Below are 17,778 nucleotides of genomic sequence, written 5' to 3'. Positions count from 1 at the left end.
CCGCCGGCCCAGGGCGGCCCTCAGTGCCCCGACGGCTCCTTGTGGTTGTCGAGGGTCTCCAGCAAGGCCACCTGCATCCGTGTGTGCACGCGGATGAACCAGCGCCAGAGCAGCGCCGCCACGGCGGCCGCCACCACGGCGACCAGCACCAGCAACTTGTTGGTCGGCAAGATACTGGCCGACAAGGCTGCCAACAGCAGGAAAATCACCAGCAACGACAGTAGCGGAATCACTTCGGCAATCACCCGCCGCACCCGCTGCGTATGGCGTCCGGCCATTTCCGGCTTGACGCCCATCTCCGCCAGCAGCATCGACAGCGCCTTGAGCTTGCGGTAAGCCGCGATCAGGAACGGCAACGACACCAGCAACGCCGCCCCCCAGATCAACGCCTTCTGCCAGCCCGGATCGGCGATCCAATCCTGCAGCCAGACCGAAATGCGCCCGGCGAAAAAGGCGCCGGCCAGGAAAATCGCGATCACCAGCGCCAGATTGACCCCGACCTGCAGCAGGATCCGCCGGATCATCGACGCCAGCAAAGCCCCTTCGCCACGGGGCTGGATGCTGCGCAGCCATTCGCCGTAGAGGCCGAACACCCGCCCCAGGCGCTGAGGCATGGCGGCGGACAGCTTGATCGACAGCGGATCGGCGGCGCGGATCAGGTACGGCGTCAACAACGTGGTGATGACCGAAACCGCCACGGCCACCGGATAGAGGAAATGGCTGGTGACCTGCAGCGTCATGCCCAGCGCCGCGATGATGAACGAAAATTCGCCGATCTGCGAAAGCCCCATCCCGACCCGCAGTGAGGTGCGTCCGTCATTGCCGGCGATAAAGGCACCGAGGCCGCAGGAAAGCATCTTGCCGAGCACCACCGCCACGGTGATGACCGCGATCGGCCAGGCGTACTGCAGCAGGATCATCGGGTCGAGCATCAGACCGATGGCGACAAAGAAGATGGCGCTGAACAGGTCGCGAACCGGTTCGATCAAGCGCTCGATCTTCAGCAGTTGCCGTGACTCGGCCATGATCGCGCCGATCAGGAACGCGCCCAGCACCATGCTGTATTCCAGCTTGACCACCAGCAGGCAGAAGCCGAAGCACAGGCCCAGCACGGTGATCAGCAGCATCTCGTTGCTTTCGAATTTCGCCACGTAAGCCAATAGACGCGGCACCAGCAGGATGCCGATGACCAACGCGACGATCATGAACAACGACAGCTTGCCGACCGTGGAGAACACTTCGCCAGAACTCACCGTACCGCTGACGGCGATGCTCGACAGCAAGGCGATGATGCCGATGCCCAGGATGTCCTCGACGATCAGCACGCCGAAGATCAATTGGGCGAAACGCTCGTTCTTCATCTTCAGGTCATTGAGCGCCTTGACGATGATGGTGGTCGAGGAAATGGCCAGGATCGCGCCGAGGAACAGCGAATCCATGGTGTTCCAGTCGAACCAGCGGCCGATTTCGTAGCCGATCCAGATCATCAGCACGATTTCGAGGAAGGCCGCGATGAACGCCGTTGCGCCGACCTTGAACAGCTTGCGCAGGCTGAACTCCAGGCCCAGGCAGAACATCAGGAAGATCACCCCCAGTTCGGCGAGGGTCTTGATGGTGTCTTCGTCGTGGATCAGGCCGAACGGCGGCGTGTGCGGGCCGATGATGAACCCGGCGACGATGTAGCCGAGCACCACCGGCTGCTTGAAGCGGTGAAAGAGCACGGTCACCACGCCCGCGACCAACATGATCACTGCCAGGTCCTGAATGAAACTGATGGCATGCATGGCGTGGGCTCCTTGAATGGCAAGGCTCGCCAATGGCCTGGAAAACAGGCGGGGCGAGCTGAATGAAAATCCGCTTTTGGTGTGGGAATCGCCCTTGGGAAGTGGCTTTGGCAGGGTAACACCGCGACTTCCGGCTGAAAGGCGGTGCAATATATGGAAACAGATCGATCGGGCGTGACGGCGGCCAGTTGCCCGGCGTCCCGATAACGGTGGTTTGAAAAACGACCAGGCGCCCGCAGAGGCGCTTCCTCCAGCAATCCTGCCTTGACCCGTGAGAACGTTATGGAACCCGGAAACGCCCAGCTGTCAATGACGGTACTGATGACACCCGACATGGCCAACTTCTCTGGCAATGTCCATGGCGGCACCCTGCTCAAATACCTCGACGAAGTGGCCTACGCCTGCGCCAGCCGTTATGCCGGCCGCTACGTGGTGACCTTGTCGGTGGACCAGGTGATTTTCCGCGAGCCGATCCACGTCGGCGAACTGGTGACCTTCCTGGCGTCGGTCAACTACACCGGCAACACCTCGATGGAAGTCGGCATCAAAGTCGTGACCGAGAACATCCGCGAACGCTCGGTGCGCCACACCAACAGTTGCTTCTTCACCATGGTTGCGGTGGACGACCAGCGCAAACCTGCGCCGGTGCCGCCGCTGCAGCCGCAGAACAGCGAGGAGAAGCGCCGTTTCATGCAGGCCCAGCAGCGCCGGCAAATTCGTCAGGAGCTGGAGAAGCGCTATCAGGAGATCAAGGGCGACGCGTGAACCCTTCGGCTTGAAGTCGTTTCACCGATAGCCTGCACCGCCGCTGTCAGGCGGTGTCTCCACTGACGCCATCGCCAGGCAGGCTCCTACAGGATCCGTGGGTCACAAGCTGATCGGTGTCGCCTCGAACTTCACCCGCGGATGGGCGATCCGGTCCTGGGCCCGCACCAGCTGCAATTCGTAGCTGGCGCAGGCCTGGGTCTCCAGCAGCACTTCATGCACCGCCGCCGCCGTGAACTCGAACGCCGCCAGCAGGCTGTCGCCCAGCAGCACCCGCGCCAGGAACAGCCCGGACGTCAGGTCGCCCACCCCTACCGGCTGACGGGGGAACGCCAGCAGCGGACGGCGCAGATGCCAGCTGCCCTCGGCCGTCACCAGCAGCATCTCGAACCCTTCGGCCGGCTTGCCCGGGTAGTCCAGGTGTTTGACCAGCACCGCCTTCGGACCTCGGGCGAGCAACGCGCGGGCCATGGCCAGGCAATCAAACAGCGACTGCGGCTTGCGCCCGGCAAAACTGTCCAGCTCCAGCTGGTTCGGGCACATGATATCGGCCACCGCCGCCGCCTCTTCCAGCAGGAAGTCGCTGACCTCCGCCGGCACGCTGCAGCCCTTCTCCGGATGCCCCATCACCGGATCGCACAGGTAAAGGGCCTTGGGATTGACCGACTTGATCCGCGCCACCCCCTCGAGAATCGCCCGGCCCTGGGCGGCGCTGCCCAGGTAGCCCGACAGCACCGCATCGCAGTTGCCCAGCTCGCCGATGGCGGCGATGCCTTCGACCAGCTCCGGAATCCGCTGCGGCTGCAGCACTTCGCCGGCCCACTGGCCATACTGGGTGTGGTTGGAGAACTGCACGGTGTTGAGCGGCCAGACATTCACCCCGACCCGCTGCATCGGAAAAACCGCAGCGCTGTTGCCGGCGTGGCCGAACACCACATGGGACTGGATGGCGAGCAGATGAGGCGTACGTTTCATTCGGGATTTTCCGTAAAACGATTGAAATTCAAGCCGCGCAGTATGCGACGAAACGCAGCCTGTACGACAGACCGGCGACGCAGTTAAGCTGATGCCCTCTTTTGGAGTCCCCTGTTGATGCTGACCCTGGAAAACATATTCGTGCTGATGCTGTTCGCCGCCGCCGGCGCATGGCTCTGGCACAACCACGGCTTGCGGGAGCGCGCGCTGGAACGGGTCAAGCAGCATTGCGTGAACGTCGGCGTCGAACTGCTCGACGGGAATGTCGCGCTGAAGCGGATCGGCTTCATCAAGGACGCCAGCGGCCGCCGGCGGCTGGCCCGGGTCTACGGCTTCGAATTCACCGTGACGGGCGAGACCCGCCACAACGGCACCATCACCCAGTTCGGCGCGCACAGCGCTCAGATCGAACTGGCGCCCTACCCGGCGCCGTTCGACGAGGCGCCGCCGGTGGCGGACGTCGCCAAGCCCCGGGCCGAAGTGATCGAGCTGAGCCAGTGGCGGCAGGAACACACCAAGTGGAAGCCCTGAGCTAGAAGATCCCGGTCCGGCAACCCGCCAGACCTGCCTGCAATGTCGCGACATCCTGCCGCTCGGCGAAGATCAGCTCGATCCGCGAGTCCTTACGCCATTCGCTGGGCTGCCATGGCGCCGGCGCGTTATCCAGGGCATTCATCGATCGCCAGCCGTCGGCGCTGTGGATCACCAGTTTCGCCCGACGCCAAACCAGGCTTTCCAGCCATTGCCGGACGCGCGCGCTGTCGAAAACCTGCCCGGGGTGCCAGCGCCAGCCGATGCTCCAGCCACCGTCCCGGGCCTGGTGCAGGCAGATCGGCAGCGCCGGATCGCTCCAGACCGCCGGGATCTGCGCCAGCGCCTCCGGCACGTTCAGCCGGTCGACGCCCGCCACCGCCTGCACGTCCAGGCCGGGCAGTTCCGCCAACGGCAGCTGTGCCTGCTGGGTCCAGACCCTCCTCACCGCCGGCAATTGCGCGGCGATTGCCTGCCGCGCTGGCTCCGCGAGGTTTTCCGATTTGTTCAGCAACAGCAGGCCGGCGCCGGCCAAAGCCTGCCTTTGAGTGTCCGGCAGCGGCTTGCCGGCCGCCAATGCCTGGGCGTCCAGCACCAGCACCCAAGGCTGCACGGCCAGAACGCCCAGCCAGGGCGCCTCGCCCAACTGCTTGAGCAACTGCGCCGGATGCCCCAGCCCTGACGGCTCGATGAACAGGCGATCCGGCCTGGCCTTGCGCAGCAGCCGACCGAGCCCGACCTGGAACGGCGCGCCGTTGACGCAACACAAACAGCCGCCGGCCACTTCGCCCAGTGCGATACCATCGGCGTCGCGGGTCAGCAGTGCGGCGTCGAGGCCGATCTGGCCGAATTCGTTGATCAGCACCGCCCAGCGCTCGTGCGCCGGGCGCTGGGCCATGAGCCGGCGGATCAGGCTGGTCTTGCCTGCGCCCAGCGGCCCGGCGATGACGTGGGTGGGAATGTTCTGCAACATGGCTGAAGTGTTCTGGAGGTCGAAGATGCGGTGGATGGGATGGTTGTTGCTGACGCTGGTGTCGGGCGAGGCGCTGGCCCAGGCCTGCGTGGTGCGCAGCCAGGCGGAACGGCTGGACGTGAAGGTCTGCCAGCAGAACCGCAACATCCCGCAGAAACTGTTCAGCGACGGCTTCTGCCGGCCCACGCTGGCCGGGCAGACCGTCGAGGTCGAGTATGTCGACCAATGCCCTGCAGGCGCCTTCGGCGTCTGCAGCGACGCGCAAGTCGCCAATATGCCCTATCGCCAGGATATCCACTATTACGGCGTGGCCACCGACGCGGCATACCTGCAACCGTACTGCGAAAACCAGAGCCACGGCCGCTGGCTCAAGCCTTGAGGCGCTAGCCGAGCCAGTCGAGGGTGAGCATCAGCCGACGCTGGCCCGGCGCTGGCTGCGGCGAACGGTGGATCAGGCCGAACCCTTCGTTTCCGTGCCATTTCTCGCCCTTGAGCAGGGCCACTTCACCGGCGTTCAGCCGCTGGATGCGCGACGGCTCGGCAGGCTCGGCGTCGGGGTTGCCCAACAGGCGGCGATCCATCGACCCTTCGCTGAGCCATTCGCTGCCGATGCCGGCATACGTGGTGATCAGGCGCACCGGCACATGATCGACGTGAAACCGCGGGCACATGGCCTTGTCCAGCACCCGCAGGCGCAGGCCGATGCGCGTGGCGCCGAGCAGGCAGGCGAAGGCGCCGGTCAGCCATTTCAGGTCGGCGACAAACGCTTCGTGGCCGGCCAGGTCGCGGAACTCGCCGGCCAGGCCCGACAGATCCGGCTCCGCCTCCTCGTCGGGCAGTTCCAGGCACAGCGCTTCGGCGTACGGCACCTCGAGCGACAGGAGCAGATCCGCGAAATCCGCGATGTGCAACGGCAGCTGCCGTTGCCAGACAGCGAGGTTGGCGTCGTCCTCGAGGATCCGCGCCAGGTCCTGCGGGGTCGCCCCCTGATGCTGTACGCGAGTGGCGCGATACGACGGGTTCAAGGCGAGCATCAGGCGGCCTCTTCGTGCCAAGGGCCGAACGGATCCGGCCACTGCCGCCAGCCTTGCGCACCGACGGCCATTTCCGCATCGCTCAGCAGGCAGTCATCGAGATCCGCCGTGAGTTGCGCGAAATCGATGTCCTGACCGATGAACACCAGCTCCTGGCGGCAATCTCCCACGCTGGCCGTCCAGTTTTCCATGATCGCGGCAGTGCTTTCCCGATCCTGCGGCCATTGTTCCTTCGGTACGAACCGCCACCAGCGCCCGGCGAAGCCATGGCGCATCAGGCCGCCGGCCTGCGACCAACTGCCGGCATCAGCGGGTTTGCTGGCCAGCCAGAAGAATCCTTTGGAACGCAGCAGCTTTCCGTTCAGCCAGGGCCGGTTGAGGAAGTCGAAAAAGCGCTGCGGGTGGAACGGACGCCGGGCCCGATAGGCCGTGGAGGCAATGCCGTACTCTTGGGTTTCCGGAACATGTTCGCCGCGCAGCTCCTGCAGCCAGCCCGGGGCCTGGGCGGCCTTCTCGAAGTCGAAACGGCCGGTGTTGAGGATCTTCGCAAGCGGCACTTCGCCCATCACCATCGCAATGATCTCGGCCTGAGCGTTCAGGCGCCTGAGGATGGCCATCAGTTCCTCCCGCTCGCGGCTGCCGATCAGGTCGATCTTGCTGATCAGCAGCACGTCGGCGAACTCGATCTGTTCGATCAGCAGGTCGGTGATCGAGCGCTCATCCTCCTCCCCCAGGACTTCACCCCTTGCCGCGAGGCTTTCGGCGGCCTGGTAGTCGGACAGGAAATTCAAGCCGTCGACTACAGTGACCATGGTGTCGAGGCGAGCGACGTCAGCCAGGCTTTGACCCTGCTCGTCGCGGAAGGTGAAGGTTTCGGCGACCGGCAGCGGTTCGGAAATGCCGGTGGACTCGATCAGCAGGTAATCGAAACGGCCCTCACGGGCCAACTGGCCGACCTCTTCGAGCAGGTCTTCGCGCAACGTACAGCAGATGCAGCCGTTGCTCATCTCCACGAGCTTCTCTTCGGAGCGGTTCAGGCTGACATCACGCTGGACTTCGCTGCCATCGATGTTGATTTCGCTCATATCGTTGACGATGACGGCCACACGCAGACCGCCCCGATTACGTAGTACGTAATTCAGAAGCGTACTCTTTCCCGCGCCGAGAAAGCCTGACAAAACGGTCACTGGCAACATGTATGACATGGGGTAATCCTCATCAAACGGTCGGTTTTTGCGATCTGGCGCTCTTGAAGCCTCCAGGAGGCCACCACAGAAGCAGGCGCTTGAAAATCAGGGGGTAAAGGCGATTCAAATTTATGTTATAGTATAACAATATGAATTGACCACTCTTCTCTTGCTCCAAGCGCCGTCGCGCAGGAAGCTGTACACCGTCTAACCCGTCGGGAATTTCCATGAAACAGGCGCTGAAACGCTCGCTGCTGGGCCTTGGATTGTTGCTGGCCTCAACGGCCTGGGGACAATTCCCCGGCCCGGCCACGTGCACGCGCAGCGCCAACCTGCTGGCCTGCATCGATGCGCAGGGCAACGCCTACAGCGTCAACACCGTAGGCAGCACGATCTACCTGCGCGGCTTCGACAAGGCCGGCCAGCGCTATTGGGCGCAGACCAACAGCCGCTACGGACAACTGACCTTTTTCACAGGCATCGCGACCGACGGCGAAGCCTGGGTCGGCTACAACCGCCGCGTGGGCTGGACAACGATCAACCGTTATTCCAGCTCCGGCGGCAGCAGCGCCAAGTTCACCTGCAATCGCCTCACAGGCTGCTAGGCCACAGGATTTTTCTGCGCCTGCTGCCAGGCGAGGTAGCTGTCGAGCGGCGGATTCTTCTGGAAGTAGCGCTGCAATCCGTCGAACAAACCATCGGCAATCGCCTGCTGGTGGCGGGGGTTCACCAGTCGTTGACTGTCGCGCGCATTGGAGATGAAGCCGGTCTCCACCAGGATCGACGGCACATCGGGCGACTTCAGCACCGCGAACCCAGCCTGTTCCACGCGCTTCTGATGCAGCGTGGTGATGCCGGCGAGGCTGCCTAACACCGTACTGCCCAGTTGCAGGCTGGCGGCGATGGTGGCGTTCATCGACATATCGAGGATCACGCCAGCGAGCATCGGATCCTTGTCTTTGAGGTTGAGCAGACTGGTGGCGCCAAGCAGATCCGCACCGTTTTCACGCTGGGCCATGAAGCGCGCGGTGGCCGACGTCGCGCCCCCTTCAGACAGGCAATACACCGACGCCCCGGCCGCCGTCAGACGGGGCGCCGCATCGGCGTGCACGGAGATGAACATGTCGGCCTTGTGCTGACGGGCGATGTCCACGCGCTTGCGCAGTGGAACAAAGAAGTCGTCGTTGCGTACGAGCTTCACATCAAACCCTTTCTCCCGTTTCAGGCGCCGCGCAAGCAACTGTGAAATGGACAGCACGACGTCCTTTTCCCGCGCACCTTGGGCGCCCACGGCGCCCGGATCCTTGCCGCCGTGCCCCGGATCCACCACGACAATGATGTCGCGCTTGGGGTGAGCTCTGCCGGGCTGCGCGTGTGTTTCACGTGGAACCATCGGCGCAGGCGAAGCGCCGCTTACCAGATCCAGCACCAGCCGATGACCCTGGCCGTCCTGGGGCGCCAGCAAGAAGCTGTTCAACTGCGTTGGGTTCTTCAGATCCAGCACGATCCGCGTATCACCGCGACCGTAACCTCCGGAACGGATGGCGCGGATGACCGTGTCTTTCAACGGCAGCTGACTGAAATCACCGCTCACCTGCGCACCCGCCACGTCGATGATCAGGCGATCCGGCGAGCCCAGGGAGAACGTCTTGTAGCTCACCGGGCCGCTGAGATCGAACACCAACCGCAGCTTGTCGTCGGATCGCCACAGCCGCGCCTGGCGGATCTGTGCGGCTTTTGCACCAAAGGGAAAGGCCAGGGCGACACTGGCCAGCATCAGGTTAAGTAAGTGACGTCTGTGCATATCAAAGCCCGCTCATGAAAAAGGCATCGCGATTTCAATTGTTATAATATAACATCAATTCAAATCACACGATGGACCCACTCATGAATGCGCTGACGCTTCCGGATATCGCTGCGCAAGCCGCGCGCCAACCCCTTCCGCTCGAATGGGTGGGCATGCGCGGCATTGCCCTGCCCGTTTTGATCGAGGGCCAACGCCTGTGCGCCAAAGCGGATGCGGGTGTCAGCTTGGATGATGGCGAGGCCCGGGGGATTCACATGTCCCGGCTCTACCTGGCGTTGGAACGTCTGGAAACGCAGAACCTCAGCGCCGGCCTCATGCGTGAGGTTCTGCAGGCTTTTCTCGACAGCCACATAGGGCTGTCGAGCGGCGCTTACCTGAACATCCACACCGATCTGATGCTCAAGCGACCGGCGTTGGTCAGTCCGCTGGCCGGTTGGAAGACTTATCCCGTCACCCTCGCCGCGCACCTGAAAAACGGAATGTTCCACGTGGAACTCAAAATCGAGGTGCCGTATTCGTCGACCTGCCCCTGCTCGGCGGCGCTCGCACGGCAGTTGATCCAGCAACAGTTCGTTGACGACTTTGCCAACAAGCCCCTTCAACACGCCGATGTATTGGCCTGGCTGGGCTCGACCCGAGGCATTGTCGCCACGCCTCATAGCCAACGCAGCACGGCGCAATTGCACCTGCACCTCGACGCTGCGACAGAGCACCTCTCGCTGACCGACTTCATCAACCAGGCCGAAGCGGCCCTCGGTACCGCCGTCCAGACCGCCGTGAAACGCGCCGACGAACAAGCCTTCGCCCTCGCCAATGGGCAAAACCTGATGTTCTGCGAGGACGCTGCCCGCCGCTTGAATCTGGCCCTGCGACGCTCGCCCGGGATCCGTGAGTTCCACCTGCGAGTGATCCATGCCGAAAGCCTCCACGCCCATGATGCCGTCGCCGAAAGCCGCTGGCAGCGGGAGGCTCAATGATCCGCTGCCAGTCCTTGACGTGGGGAGCACCCGGCCAACCCTTGACCCCCGCCCTCTCTCTTTCGCTGGACACCGGCAGCCTGACCGCCGTGGTCGGCGCGAACGGCAGCGGCAAGAGCAGCCTGCTCAAGGTCATCGCGAAACTGCAGAAACCGTTATCGGGCAGAGTCGACTTGAGTGTTCCACGCCAAGGCGGACTGTCCTTCCTGCCCCAGCAACAGCACTTGGATCGCCAGTTCCCCATCAACCTGCGGGATCTGGTGGCGGCGGGTTTCTGGGGGCGCCGGTTGTCTTCGCCTTTGCGAAAGCGGCGCCTCGCGATTGCGTTGGAGGACTGGCAACTGAGCGGTCTGGAACAGCGCCCGTTGATGGCTCTCTCCGGCGGAGAACTGCAACGCGCCCTGCTCGCCCGCCTGAGCCTTGCCGATACGCCTTTGCTGTTGCTCGACGAACCGCATGCCGCACTCGATGAACAGGGGCAGGCACTGCTGTGGCAGCACCTGCATGCCTGGCACGCGCAAGGACGAACCCTCGTCGTGGTCTGCCACGACCTCGCCGCCGTACGCCACCACATCCCCCATACCCTGCTGATCAGGCACACCGGCTGCGTGTACGGCAGCTCCGCCGAACTGATCGAGCAAACACTCCCACCGCAGGTGGCCTGATGCACACCTTCGTCCCCCTCTGGCAACCGTTCCACGAATTCCTGTTCATGCGCCGCGCCCTGATCGGCGGGCTGCTGCTGGCCTGCAGCACGGCACCCTTGGGCGTGTTCCTGATCCTGCGCCGCATGAGCCTGATCGGCGACGCCGTCGCCCACGGCATTCTCCCCGGCGCGGCGCTCGGTTTCTGGTTCGCCGGGCTAAGCCTGCCTGCCCTCACCGTCGGCGGGCTCGCTGCTGGCCTGGGCATGGCCGGGCTCGCCGCCTGGATCACCCGCCGCACCGGCCTGCGCGAAGACACCAGCCTTGCGGCCATCTATCCCATGTCGCTGGCGGCCGGCGTGCTGATTCTGGGCATCGCCGGCAAACGTCTGGACTTGCTGCACCTGCTGTTCGGCTCGGCACTCGCGGTGGACGCCCCGACGCTCAACGGCATGCTGGGGGTGTCCGCCCTGAGCCTGGCGGCCATGGCGCTGATCTACCGCCCGCTGGTGCTCGACACCCTCGACCCGGTGTTCCTGCAGACCGTCAGCCGGCTCGGCCCGATCGCCCATGGCGCATTTCTGACCCTGGTGGTGCTGAACCTGGTGATCGGCTTTCAGGCCATCGGCGCGCTCATGGTGGTCGGGCTGATGATGCTGCCCGCTGCCGCCTCGCGCTTCTGGAGCCGGCGCCTGCCGGTCCTGATCGCCATCGCGGCGCTGATCGGCTGCCTGTCGGTCTGGCTCGGCTTGCTGCTGTCGTTCCACTGCTCGCTGCCCAGCGGCCCCGCCATCGTCCTGATCGCGGGCGTCGGCTATCTGCTGTCCGTGGTGTTCGGACCGATCCACGGTCTGTTGCGCCGCCCGCCTTTGCTCACATCCTCATGAGGTGCTTTCCGATGCGCGCTCTATTACTGCTGTTCAGCCTGACGCTGTCGATGTCGTTGTCGGCGGCGGAAAAGATACCGGTGGTCACCAGCTTCAGCATTCTCGCCGACCTGGTGCACCAGGTCGGCGGCGAGCATGTGCAGATCACCGACATGGTCGGGCCGGATGCCGATGCCCATACCTACGAGCCCACGCCGGACGATGCCAAGGCCCTGCTCAAGGCCCGGCTGATCGTGAAGAACGGCCTGGGGTTCGAGCCCTGGCTGGATCGCCTGGTGAGCAGCACCGCCACCCCCGCGACGGTGGTCACCGCCAGCCGCGGCGTGATCCCGCGCTCGCTGGAGGAGGACGGTGAAACCGTCCCCGACCCGCACGCCTGGCACAACCTGGCGAACATCGAGCTGTACATCGCCAACATCACCAAGGCCCTGACCGCCGCCGACCCGGCCAACAAGGCCGATTACGAGCGCAACGGCCAGGCCTACCTGAAACAGATCCACGCCCTGCTCGCCGAAGCCCGCGCCAAGCTCGGCTCGCTGCCGCCGGGCAACCGCAAGATCGTCACCAGCCACGACGCCTTCGGTTACCTCGGTCAGGCCTACAGCATCGAGTTCATGGCGCCGCAGGGGCTGTCCACCGAGCGTGAGCCGTCCGCCGCCGAGGTCGCTGCATTGATCACCCAGATCCGCCAGGCGAAGGTCAAAGCGGTGTTCATGGAGAATATCAAGGACGCGCGCCTGCTCAAGCAGATCGCCGAAGAGACCGGCGCCCGCATCGGCGGCACCCTGTACTCCGACGCCCTCGCCGCCACCGGACCGGCCAGCACGTTCGCCGGCCTGTTCGAACACAACCTCAACACCCTCTACCGAGCCTTGGGCCAACCATGATCCGCAAGAATCCTTCCGGCGACCTGCCGCTGATTGCCGAATCCGCCTACGTCGACAAAACCGCGATCATCTGCGGCAAGGTGGTGATCGGCGAAAACGTGTTCGTCGGCCCCTACGCGGTGATCCGCGCCGATGAAGTGGACGCCTCCGGCAGCATGGAGCCGATCACCATCGGCGCCAACTCGAACATTCAGGACGGCGTGGTGATCCATTCCAAATCCGGCGCGGCGGTGACCATCGGCGAGTACAGTTCCATCGCACACCGTTCCATCGTGCATGGCCCGTGCAAGGTCGGCGACCGGGTGTTCATCGGCTTCAACAGCGTGCTGTTCAACTGCGCCGTCGGCAACGGCTGCGTGGTGCGGCACAACTCGGTGGTGGACGGACGCGACCTGCCGGACGCGTTCTATGTCCCCTCCACCACCCGCATCGGCCCGGGCACCGACCTTTCGCAATTCCCGCCGGTAAGCGTCAGCGCTTCGGAATTTTCCGAGGACGTGGCCCGCACCAACGTCGATCTGGTGCGCGGCTACAAAGCCCTGCAGAACGAGTTCTGAGCCATGGGCAGCCTGCTGATCCGCAATGCGCGGCTGGTGAACGAAGGACGGCAATTCGGGGCGGACGTGCTGGTCAGCCACGGGCGCATCGTCAAGATCGCTTCAAGCATCTTCGGCGAAAACGCAGTGCAGGAAATCGACGCCGACGGCCAATGGCTGCTGCCGGGGATGATCGACGACCAGGTGCATTTCCGTGAACCGGGCTCGCCGGCCAAGGGCAGCATTCACTCTGAATCCCGCGCGGCCGTCGCCGGGGGCATCACCAGTTTCATGGACATGCCCAACACCTCCCCGGCCACCCTCACCCTCGAGGCGCTGGCCGACAAAAAGCGCCGGGCCGCCATCGGTTCCGTGGCCAACTACGGCTTTCACTTCGGCGTCAGCCAACACAACCTCGACACGGTGGCCGCGCTCAACCCGTGCGAAGTGGCCGGGGTGAAAGTGTTCATGGGCGCGTCCACCGGCAACCTGCTGGTGGACGATCCACGGATCCTGGAACGGCTGTTCGCCGAGGTGCCGACGATCCTGCTGGCCCACTGCGAACACACGCCCAGCATCGAGGCCAATGCCGCAAGGCTGCGCGAGCGCTACGGCGAACACCTGCCGCCCGACGCCCACGCGCTGATCCGTGATGCCGAAACCTGCTACCGCTCCTCTTCGCTCGCCGTGGATCTGGCCAGACGCCATGGCACCCGCCTGCACGTCCTGCACCTCACCACCGCCCGCGAGCTGGAACTGTTCGAGGACAAACCGCTGCCCCACAAACGCATCAGCGCCGAAGTTTGCCTGCATCATCTGCTGTTCGACGACCGCGACTACCCGACGCTGGGCAACCGGATCAAATGCAACCCGGCGATCAAATCCCGCACCGACCGCGACGCCCTGCGCCAGGCCTTGCTGAGCAACCGCCTGGATGTGATCGGCAGCGATCATGCGCCGCACACGTGGACCGAAAAGGAGCGACCCTACGACCAGGCGCCGGCGGGCTTGCCGCTGGTGCAGCACGCCTTGCCGGCGCTGCTGGAGCTAGTGGCCGACGGCGTGCTGCCGATCACCACCCTGGTGGCGAAGACCAGCCACCGGGTGGCGGATCTGTTCGCCATTCCGGACCGGGGTTATTTGCGTGAGGGATATTGGGCGGATCTGGTGCTGATACGACCGGAGCCGGAAGGTGTCGCCGTGTCGCGCCAACCGGTGCTCTCGCAGTGCGGATGGACACCGTTCGCCGACCGGCGGTTCAGGCACCGGGTGAGCCTGACCGTCGTGTCGGGGCAGGTTGCCTGGGATGGCCAGCGGGTGAACGAAGGGTGTCAGGGATTGCCCCTGAGGTTCATGCGTTGAGTCGGTGACGCGTTCGCGGGCAAGCCTTGCGGCTTGCCCGCGAAGCCTGTCATGCCCTTGGCTTGACGGTGCCGCAGTCCTGCCCCAACCACACCGCGCGGGTTTCCAGGCTGCCCTTCTGGTTGATGCCGATGGCATTGAAGGTGCCGTTGGCGACTGTGGTGAACTCCCGGTCGCTGAGGAACGTCGCCACGCCGGTGCCTTGGGCCCGCGGGCAACTGAAACGGAATTTCCACTGGTTGCCGTTGCGCTCGGTGATCTGCTGCTTGCAGCCCGACTGCGGATCCGCCAGCGGAATGTCGTTGGTCGCCACTTGCTGCGGCGTCAGGCAGGCGCGGATGCCCTTGCCGCCGATGTTGATGCCCTGCTTCTCCAGCGCCGCCCGTTGCTGCGGCGTGATTTGCCCTTGAATCTGGCCGAGGATCGATTGCACGTCCATGGCCTGGTCATCGACCTTGACGTTGCTCGACGTCATTTCCCACAAACCCGGCTGCAGCATTTGCGCCTGAGCAACCACCGGCAAAGCCAAACCCAGGCCCAGCGCCAAACCCAGCAGACGAACGTTCATTGCGAGACTCCTGATCAGTAGTGGCCGTTAGACGTCGGCCGGTCGCTTCGGTTCATGCTCCAATTAAATGGCGACAACCGCAACGGAACATGGTCTGTTAGGCATTGAAACTTCAGGAGCACGGCTGCCCCCATGGATTACTTCGGACCGCACCTCTTCGGTTACCTGATCGCCCTGATCCACACCCTGGGCTCGATCGCCGCCCTTCATGCGGTGCTGACCGTGCGCACGGCGCAGGGCTCGATCGCCTGGGCGCTGTCGCTGATCTTCATTCCCTACCTGACGCTCATCCCGTACCTGGTCTTCGGCCGCAGCACCTTCGACGGCTACATCAAGGCGCGACGCCAGGCCAACGAACAGATGCGCCAGGCGATCTCCGAACTCAACTGGCGGCCGTGGGTGGAAGAGGCCCTGACCGCCCGCGCCTCGAACGCCTACGCCTCGTTGCGCGCGATGCCGCGGCTGGGACGGATGCCGTGCCTGGCCAACAACGACGTGCAACTGCTGGTGAACGGCCCGGCCACCTTCAAGGCCTTGTTCAACGCCATCGGCCAGGCCAGGGAGGCGGTGCTGATCCAGTTCTTCATCATCCACGACGATCAGCTCGGCCAACGCCTGCGCGACCTATTGCTGAAGAAGGCCGCCGAAGGCGTGGCGGTGCATTTGCTCTACGACCGCATCGGCAGCCATGCCCTGCCCCACAGCTACGTGCAGGCCCTGCGCGACGGCGGCGTCGAAGTGCAGGCGTTCGCCACCCGCAGCGGCTGGCTCAACCGCTTTCAGGTGAATTTCCGCAACCACCGCAAGATCGTCGTGGTGGATGGCATGACCGGTTTCGTCGGCGGCCACAACGTCGGCGACGAGTACATGGGCGAGAAACCGCCGCTGGCACCGTGGCGTGACACCCACATCCAGGTGCGCGGCCCGGTGGTGGCCTGCATGCAGGAGTCGTTCGCCGAGGACTGGTTCTGGGCCGCGCGTGCCCTGCCGCCGATGATCCTGCCGGACGCCTATCCGGAGGACGGCGTGCTCTGCCAATTGCTCGCCAGCGGCCCGGCCGACCCCTACGAGACCTGCTCGCTGTTCTTCGTCGAAGCGATCCACGCCGCCACCGAGCGGGTGTGGATCACCAGCCCCTATTTCATTCCGGACGAAGCGGTGTTCGCGGCATTGCGCCTGGCGGTGCTGCGCGGCGTCGATGTGCGGCTGCTGCTGCCGTCGCGGCCCGACCACCGCATCGTTTATGCCGCCTCCAGCCTCTATGCGTTCGAAGCCGTGCGCGCCGGGGTGCGGGTGTTCCGCTACAAGCCAGGGTTCCTGCATCAGAAGGTGGTGCTGATCGACAGCGAAATCAGCGCCATCGGCAGCGCCAACCTGGACAACCGCTCCTTCCGCCTCAACTTCGAAGTGATGCTGCTGACCGTGGACAGCGAGTTCGCCACCCGCGTGGAACAGATGCTCGACGATGACTTCGCCCAAGCCAACGAGATCGCCAAAGACGAAAGCCGGGAGATCCACCACCTGCAACAGGTCGGCATGCGGATCGCCCGGCTGATTTCGCCGATTCTCTGAGGCTTACGGGTTGTAGATGTCGTCCCGTGTCCACGGCAGTTCATGGCTGCCGTCGGGGTGGGCCTTCACGGCGAGGATCTGGTGCAGGTTGATCCAGCCGTGGGCGAAGGCGTAGGCACACCCGGCCAGGTACAGGCGCCAGATCCGCAGCGCCTGCTCCGGCACCAGTTTGGCGGCGGTCTCCAGGTTGTCTTCCAGGCGCTCGCTCCAGTGGTCCAGCGTGCGCGCGTAATGCAGGCGCAGGCTTTCGACGTCGACGATCTCCAGGCCCGCCTCGCTGATCTCGGCGGAGATCATCGACAGGTGCGGCAGCTCGCCGTTGGGGAACACGTACTTCTCGATGAAATCCCCGGCGCCGCGTCCCACCGGACGACCGTCGGTGTGTTTGGCGGTGATGCCGTGGTTCATCACCAGGCCGCCCTCCTTCACCGCACCGAACAAGGTCTTGCAGTATTCGGCGAGGTTGGCGTGGCCCACATGCTCGAACATGCCGACGCTGACCACTTTGTCGAAACGGCCGTCCTGGGGCAGGTCGCGGTAGTCGAGCAGTTGCAGCTCGATCTGGTCTTCCAGGCCTTCGGCCTTGACCCGCTCGCGGGCCAGCGCCAGTTGTTCCTTGCTCAAGGTGATGCCGAACACCTTTGCCCCGAACTCGCGGGCGGCGTACCGCGCCAGTCCGCCCCAGCCGCAGCCGACATCCAGCAGGTAGTCGCCGGGCTGCAGGCGCAGCTTGCGGCACAGATGGCGGAACTTGGCCTGCTGGGCCTGTTCCAGGGTTTCGCTGCCGGTTTCGAAATAGGCGCAGGAATACGCCATGTCGCTGTCCAGCCACAGCTGATAGAACGCGTTGGACAGGTCGTAGTGATAGGAAATGGCTTTTGCGTCGGTTTCCTTGTCGTGGAGCGAACGCACCGGTTGGCTGCCTTCGTCTTCGTCGAGCAGCGCATTGCTCAGCTCGTCGCAGACCCGGATCACCTCGCTGATCGAACCTTCCAGCTCAAGCTTGCCCTCGACGAACGCCGCCCCCAGCGCGTCCAGGCTTGGATGGGTGAACTGAGTGACCATCTGCGGGTCCTTGACCACGATGGTGACGCTGGGCGTCGGCCCGAGATTGAACTCATGGCCGTCCCAGAGCCGCAGGCGAAGCGGTAGCTGCAGTTTCTGTAAGGCCGGTGGAAGTTGCGCGAGCATGGAATATCCCCCTGGTTTCAGACGTCTGATCTGAGGGTAGACCATCCTTGAAAAATAGCAGGCTATCGATTTAATAGCCGTCCGCTATGAACCGGAGC

General features: G+C 64.2%; 19 protein-coding genes. 11 read left to right on the top strand and 8 right to left on the bottom strand.

Translation table 11 applies throughout. The features are described from left to right. Nucleotides 1–20 precede the first annotated feature (20 nt). On the bottom strand, nucleotides 21–1,784 hold the full coding sequence (locus tag KVG96_RS24800; protein ID WP_217894405.1) for a cation:proton antiporter: 1,764 nt from the start codon (nucleotides 1,782–1,784) through the stop codon (nucleotides 21–23). 282 nt (nucleotides 1,785–2,066) lie between these two features. On the opposite strand from KVG96_RS24800, the gene KVG96_RS24795 reads away from it, so the two are divergent. Next, a complete protein-coding gene (locus KVG96_RS24795) occupies nucleotides 2,067–2,549 on the top strand; it encodes an acyl-CoA thioesterase (RefSeq protein ID WP_085579164.1) in 483 nt (160 codons plus the stop codon). A gap of 102 nt (nucleotides 2,550–2,651) precedes the next feature. Here KVG96_RS24795 and pdxY read toward each other — a convergent pair whose 3' ends face one another. Continuing rightward, entirely contained in the window at nucleotides 2,652–3,524 is an 873-nt protein-coding gene (gene pdxY / locus KVG96_RS24790; protein ID WP_085579166.1) for a pyridoxal kinase PdxY, read from the bottom strand. 117 nt (nucleotides 3,525–3,641) lie between these two features. Between pdxY and KVG96_RS24785 the strand changes: the two genes are divergently transcribed. Further along, nucleotides 3,642–4,055 (top strand): DUF3301 domain-containing protein, encoded by a 414-nt coding sequence (locus KVG96_RS24785; RefSeq protein ID WP_085630450.1) that lies wholly within the window; start codon nucleotides 3,642–3,644, stop codon nucleotides 4,053–4,055. Between the two features lies 1 nt (nucleotide 4,056). On the opposite strand, the gene KVG96_RS24780 is transcribed toward KVG96_RS24785, so the two are convergent. After that, entirely contained in the window at nucleotides 4,057–5,028 is a 972-nt protein-coding gene (locus tag KVG96_RS24780; RefSeq protein ID WP_217894404.1) for a CobW family GTP-binding protein, read from the bottom strand. Between the two features lie 25 nt (nucleotides 5,029–5,053). Here KVG96_RS24780 and KVG96_RS24775 point away from each other — a divergent pair, with 25 nt between their 5' ends. Next, nucleotides 5,054–5,407 carry an NADH:ubiquinone oxidoreductase gene (locus KVG96_RS24775; RefSeq protein ID WP_217894403.1) on the top strand — a complete coding sequence of 118 codons (354 nt, stop codon included), beginning with the start codon at nucleotides 5,054–5,056 and terminating at the stop codon, nucleotides 5,405–5,407. A gap of 4 nt (nucleotides 5,408–5,411) precedes the next feature. Here the strand turns inward: KVG96_RS24775 and KVG96_RS24770 are convergent, their stop codons facing one another. Together KVG96_RS24770 and zigA are read right to left on the bottom strand one after the other, a co-directional pair. Then, on the bottom strand, nucleotides 5,412–6,062 hold the full coding sequence (locus KVG96_RS24770) for a DUF1826 domain-containing protein (protein WP_217894402.1): 651 nt from the start codon (nucleotides 6,060–6,062) through the stop codon (nucleotides 5,412–5,414). Further along, nucleotides 6,062–7,267, bottom strand: a complete 1,206-nt coding sequence (gene zigA / locus KVG96_RS24765; RefSeq protein WP_217894401.1) for a zinc metallochaperone GTPase ZigA — start codon at nucleotides 7,265–7,267, stop codon at nucleotides 6,062–6,064. Before zigA ends, KVG96_RS24770 begins: the two co-directional genes overlap by 1 nt. Before the next feature lie 209 nt (nucleotides 7,268–7,476). Here zigA and KVG96_RS24760 point away from each other — a divergent pair, with 209 nt between their 5' ends. Then, entirely contained in the window at nucleotides 7,477–7,854 is a 378-nt protein-coding gene (locus KVG96_RS24760; protein WP_217894400.1) for a glutamine synthetase, read from the top strand. Here the strand turns inward: KVG96_RS24760 and KVG96_RS24755 are convergent. After that, nucleotides 7,851–9,053 carry an N-acetylmuramoyl-L-alanine amidase gene (locus KVG96_RS24755; RefSeq protein WP_217894399.1) on the bottom strand — a complete coding sequence of 401 codons (1,203 nt, stop codon included), beginning with the start codon at nucleotides 9,051–9,053 and terminating at the stop codon, nucleotides 7,851–7,853. The two genes, KVG96_RS24760 and KVG96_RS24755, sit on opposite strands and share 4 nt — an antisense overlap. Before the next feature lie 83 nt (nucleotides 9,054–9,136). Here KVG96_RS24755 and folE2 point away from each other — a divergent pair, with 83 nt between their 5' ends. From folE2 to KVG96_RS24725, 6 genes are read left to right on the top strand one after another with little or no spacing between them, the layout of a single operon-like run. Then, entirely contained in the window at nucleotides 9,137–10,033 is an 897-nt protein-coding gene (gene folE2, locus KVG96_RS24750; protein ID WP_217894398.1) for a GTP cyclohydrolase FolE2, read from the top strand. Further along, entirely contained in the window at nucleotides 10,030–10,698 is a 669-nt protein-coding gene (locus tag KVG96_RS24745) for a metal ABC transporter ATP-binding protein (RefSeq protein ID WP_217894397.1), read from the top strand. The genes folE2 and KVG96_RS24745 overlap by 4 nt, the downstream gene beginning before the upstream one ends. Beyond that, nucleotides 10,698–11,564 (top strand): metal ABC transporter permease, encoded by an 867-nt coding sequence (locus KVG96_RS24740; protein WP_217894396.1) that lies wholly within the window; start codon nucleotides 10,698–10,700, stop codon nucleotides 11,562–11,564. The genes KVG96_RS24745 and KVG96_RS24740 overlap by 1 nt, the downstream gene beginning before the upstream one ends. Before the next feature lie 11 nt (nucleotides 11,565–11,575). Then, entirely contained in the window at nucleotides 11,576–12,451 is an 876-nt protein-coding gene (locus KVG96_RS24735; protein WP_217894395.1) for a metal ABC transporter substrate-binding protein, read from the top strand. Continuing rightward, complete coding sequence (locus tag KVG96_RS24730) at nucleotides 12,448–13,008, top strand: gamma carbonic anhydrase family protein (RefSeq protein ID WP_217894394.1); 561 nt, start codon at nucleotides 12,448–12,450, stop codon at nucleotides 13,006–13,008. Before KVG96_RS24735 ends, KVG96_RS24730 begins: the two co-directional genes overlap by 4 nt. Before the next feature lie 3 nt (nucleotides 13,009–13,011). After that, on the top strand, nucleotides 13,012–14,349 hold the full coding sequence (locus KVG96_RS24725; protein ID WP_217894393.1) for a dihydroorotase: 1,338 nt from the start codon (nucleotides 13,012–13,014) through the stop codon (nucleotides 14,347–14,349). Nucleotides 14,350–14,398: 49 nt separating this feature from the next. Here KVG96_RS24725 and KVG96_RS24720 read toward each other — a convergent pair whose 3' ends face one another. Then, nucleotides 14,399–14,917: a DUF3617 domain-containing protein gene (locus KVG96_RS24720; RefSeq protein ID WP_085579193.1), complete on the bottom strand. Its 519-nt coding sequence runs from the start codon at nucleotides 14,915–14,917 to the stop codon at nucleotides 14,399–14,401. A gap of 132 nt (nucleotides 14,918–15,049) precedes the next feature. Between KVG96_RS24720 and cls the strand changes: the two genes are divergently transcribed. Continuing rightward, on the top strand, nucleotides 15,050–16,489 hold the full coding sequence (gene cls / locus KVG96_RS24715; protein WP_217894392.1) for a cardiolipin synthase: 1,440 nt from the start codon (nucleotides 15,050–15,052) through the stop codon (nucleotides 16,487–16,489). A gap of 3 nt (nucleotides 16,490–16,492) precedes the next feature. Here cls and cfaB read toward each other — a convergent pair whose 3' ends face one another. Further along, complete coding sequence (gene cfaB, locus KVG96_RS24710) at nucleotides 16,493–17,680, bottom strand: C17 cyclopropane fatty acid synthase CfaB (RefSeq protein ID WP_217894391.1); 1,188 nt, start codon at nucleotides 17,678–17,680, stop codon at nucleotides 16,493–16,495. Nucleotides 17,681–17,778 lie beyond the last annotated feature (98 nt).

The sequence above is a fragment of the Pseudomonas ekonensis genome, assembly GCF_019145435.1.
Lineage (GTDB): Bacteria > Pseudomonadota > Gammaproteobacteria > Pseudomonadales > Pseudomonadaceae > Aquipseudomonas > Aquipseudomonas ekonensis.
Note: the sequence above shows the minus strand (reverse complement) of the source record. Positions and strands in the feature narration are given on the sequence as shown.

Bases quoted from the DNA above. Each gene is read 5' to 3' on its own strand.
- KVG96_RS24800 (WP_217894405.1), bottom strand. From the start codon at position 1,784: ATGCATGCCATCAGTTTCATTCAGGACCTGGCAGTGATCATGTTGGTC.
- KVG96_RS24795 (WP_085579164.1), top strand. From the start codon at position 2,067: ATGGAACCCGGAAACGCCCAGCTGTCAATGACGGTACTGATGACACCC.
- pdxY (WP_085579166.1), bottom strand. From the start codon at position 3,524: ATGAAACGTACGCCTCATCTGCTCGCCATCCAGTCCCATGTGGTGTTC.
- KVG96_RS24785 (WP_085630450.1), top strand. From the start codon at position 3,642: ATGCTGACCCTGGAAAACATATTCGTGCTGATGCTGTTCGCCGCCGCC.
- KVG96_RS24780 (WP_217894404.1), bottom strand. From the start codon at position 5,028: ATGTTGCAGAACATTCCCACCCACGTCATCGCCGGGCCGCTGGGCGCA.
- KVG96_RS24775 (WP_217894403.1), top strand. From the start codon at position 5,054: ATGCGGTGGATGGGATGGTTGTTGCTGACGCTGGTGTCGGGCGAGGCG.
- KVG96_RS24770 (WP_217894402.1), bottom strand. From the start codon at position 6,062: ATGCTCGCCTTGAACCCGTCGTATCGCGCCACTCGCGTACAGCATCAG.
- zigA (WP_217894401.1), bottom strand. From the start codon at position 7,267: ATGTCATACATGTTGCCAGTGACCGTTTTGTCAGGCTTTCTCGGCGCG.
- KVG96_RS24760 (WP_217894400.1), top strand. From the start codon at position 7,477: ATGAAACAGGCGCTGAAACGCTCGCTGCTGGGCCTTGGATTGTTGCTG.
- KVG96_RS24755 (WP_217894399.1), bottom strand. From the start codon at position 9,053: ATGCACAGACGTCACTTACTTAACCTGATGCTGGCCAGTGTCGCCCTG.
- folE2 (WP_217894398.1), top strand. From the start codon at position 9,137: ATGAATGCGCTGACGCTTCCGGATATCGCTGCGCAAGCCGCGCGCCAA.
- KVG96_RS24745 (WP_217894397.1), top strand. From the start codon at position 10,030: ATGATCCGCTGCCAGTCCTTGACGTGGGGAGCACCCGGCCAACCCTTG.
- KVG96_RS24740 (WP_217894396.1), top strand. From the start codon at position 10,698: ATGCACACCTTCGTCCCCCTCTGGCAACCGTTCCACGAATTCCTGTTC.
- KVG96_RS24735 (WP_217894395.1), top strand. From the start codon at position 11,576: ATGCGCGCTCTATTACTGCTGTTCAGCCTGACGCTGTCGATGTCGTTG.
- KVG96_RS24730 (WP_217894394.1), top strand. From the start codon at position 12,448: ATGATCCGCAAGAATCCTTCCGGCGACCTGCCGCTGATTGCCGAATCC.
- KVG96_RS24725 (WP_217894393.1), top strand. From the start codon at position 13,012: ATGGGCAGCCTGCTGATCCGCAATGCGCGGCTGGTGAACGAAGGACGG.
- KVG96_RS24720 (WP_085579193.1), bottom strand. From the start codon at position 14,917: ATGAACGTTCGTCTGCTGGGTTTGGCGCTGGGCCTGGGTTTGGCTTTG.
- cls (WP_217894392.1), top strand. From the start codon at position 15,050: ATGGATTACTTCGGACCGCACCTCTTCGGTTACCTGATCGCCCTGATC.
- cfaB (WP_217894391.1), bottom strand. From the start codon at position 17,680: ATGCTCGCGCAACTTCCACCGGCCTTACAGAAACTGCAGCTACCGCTT.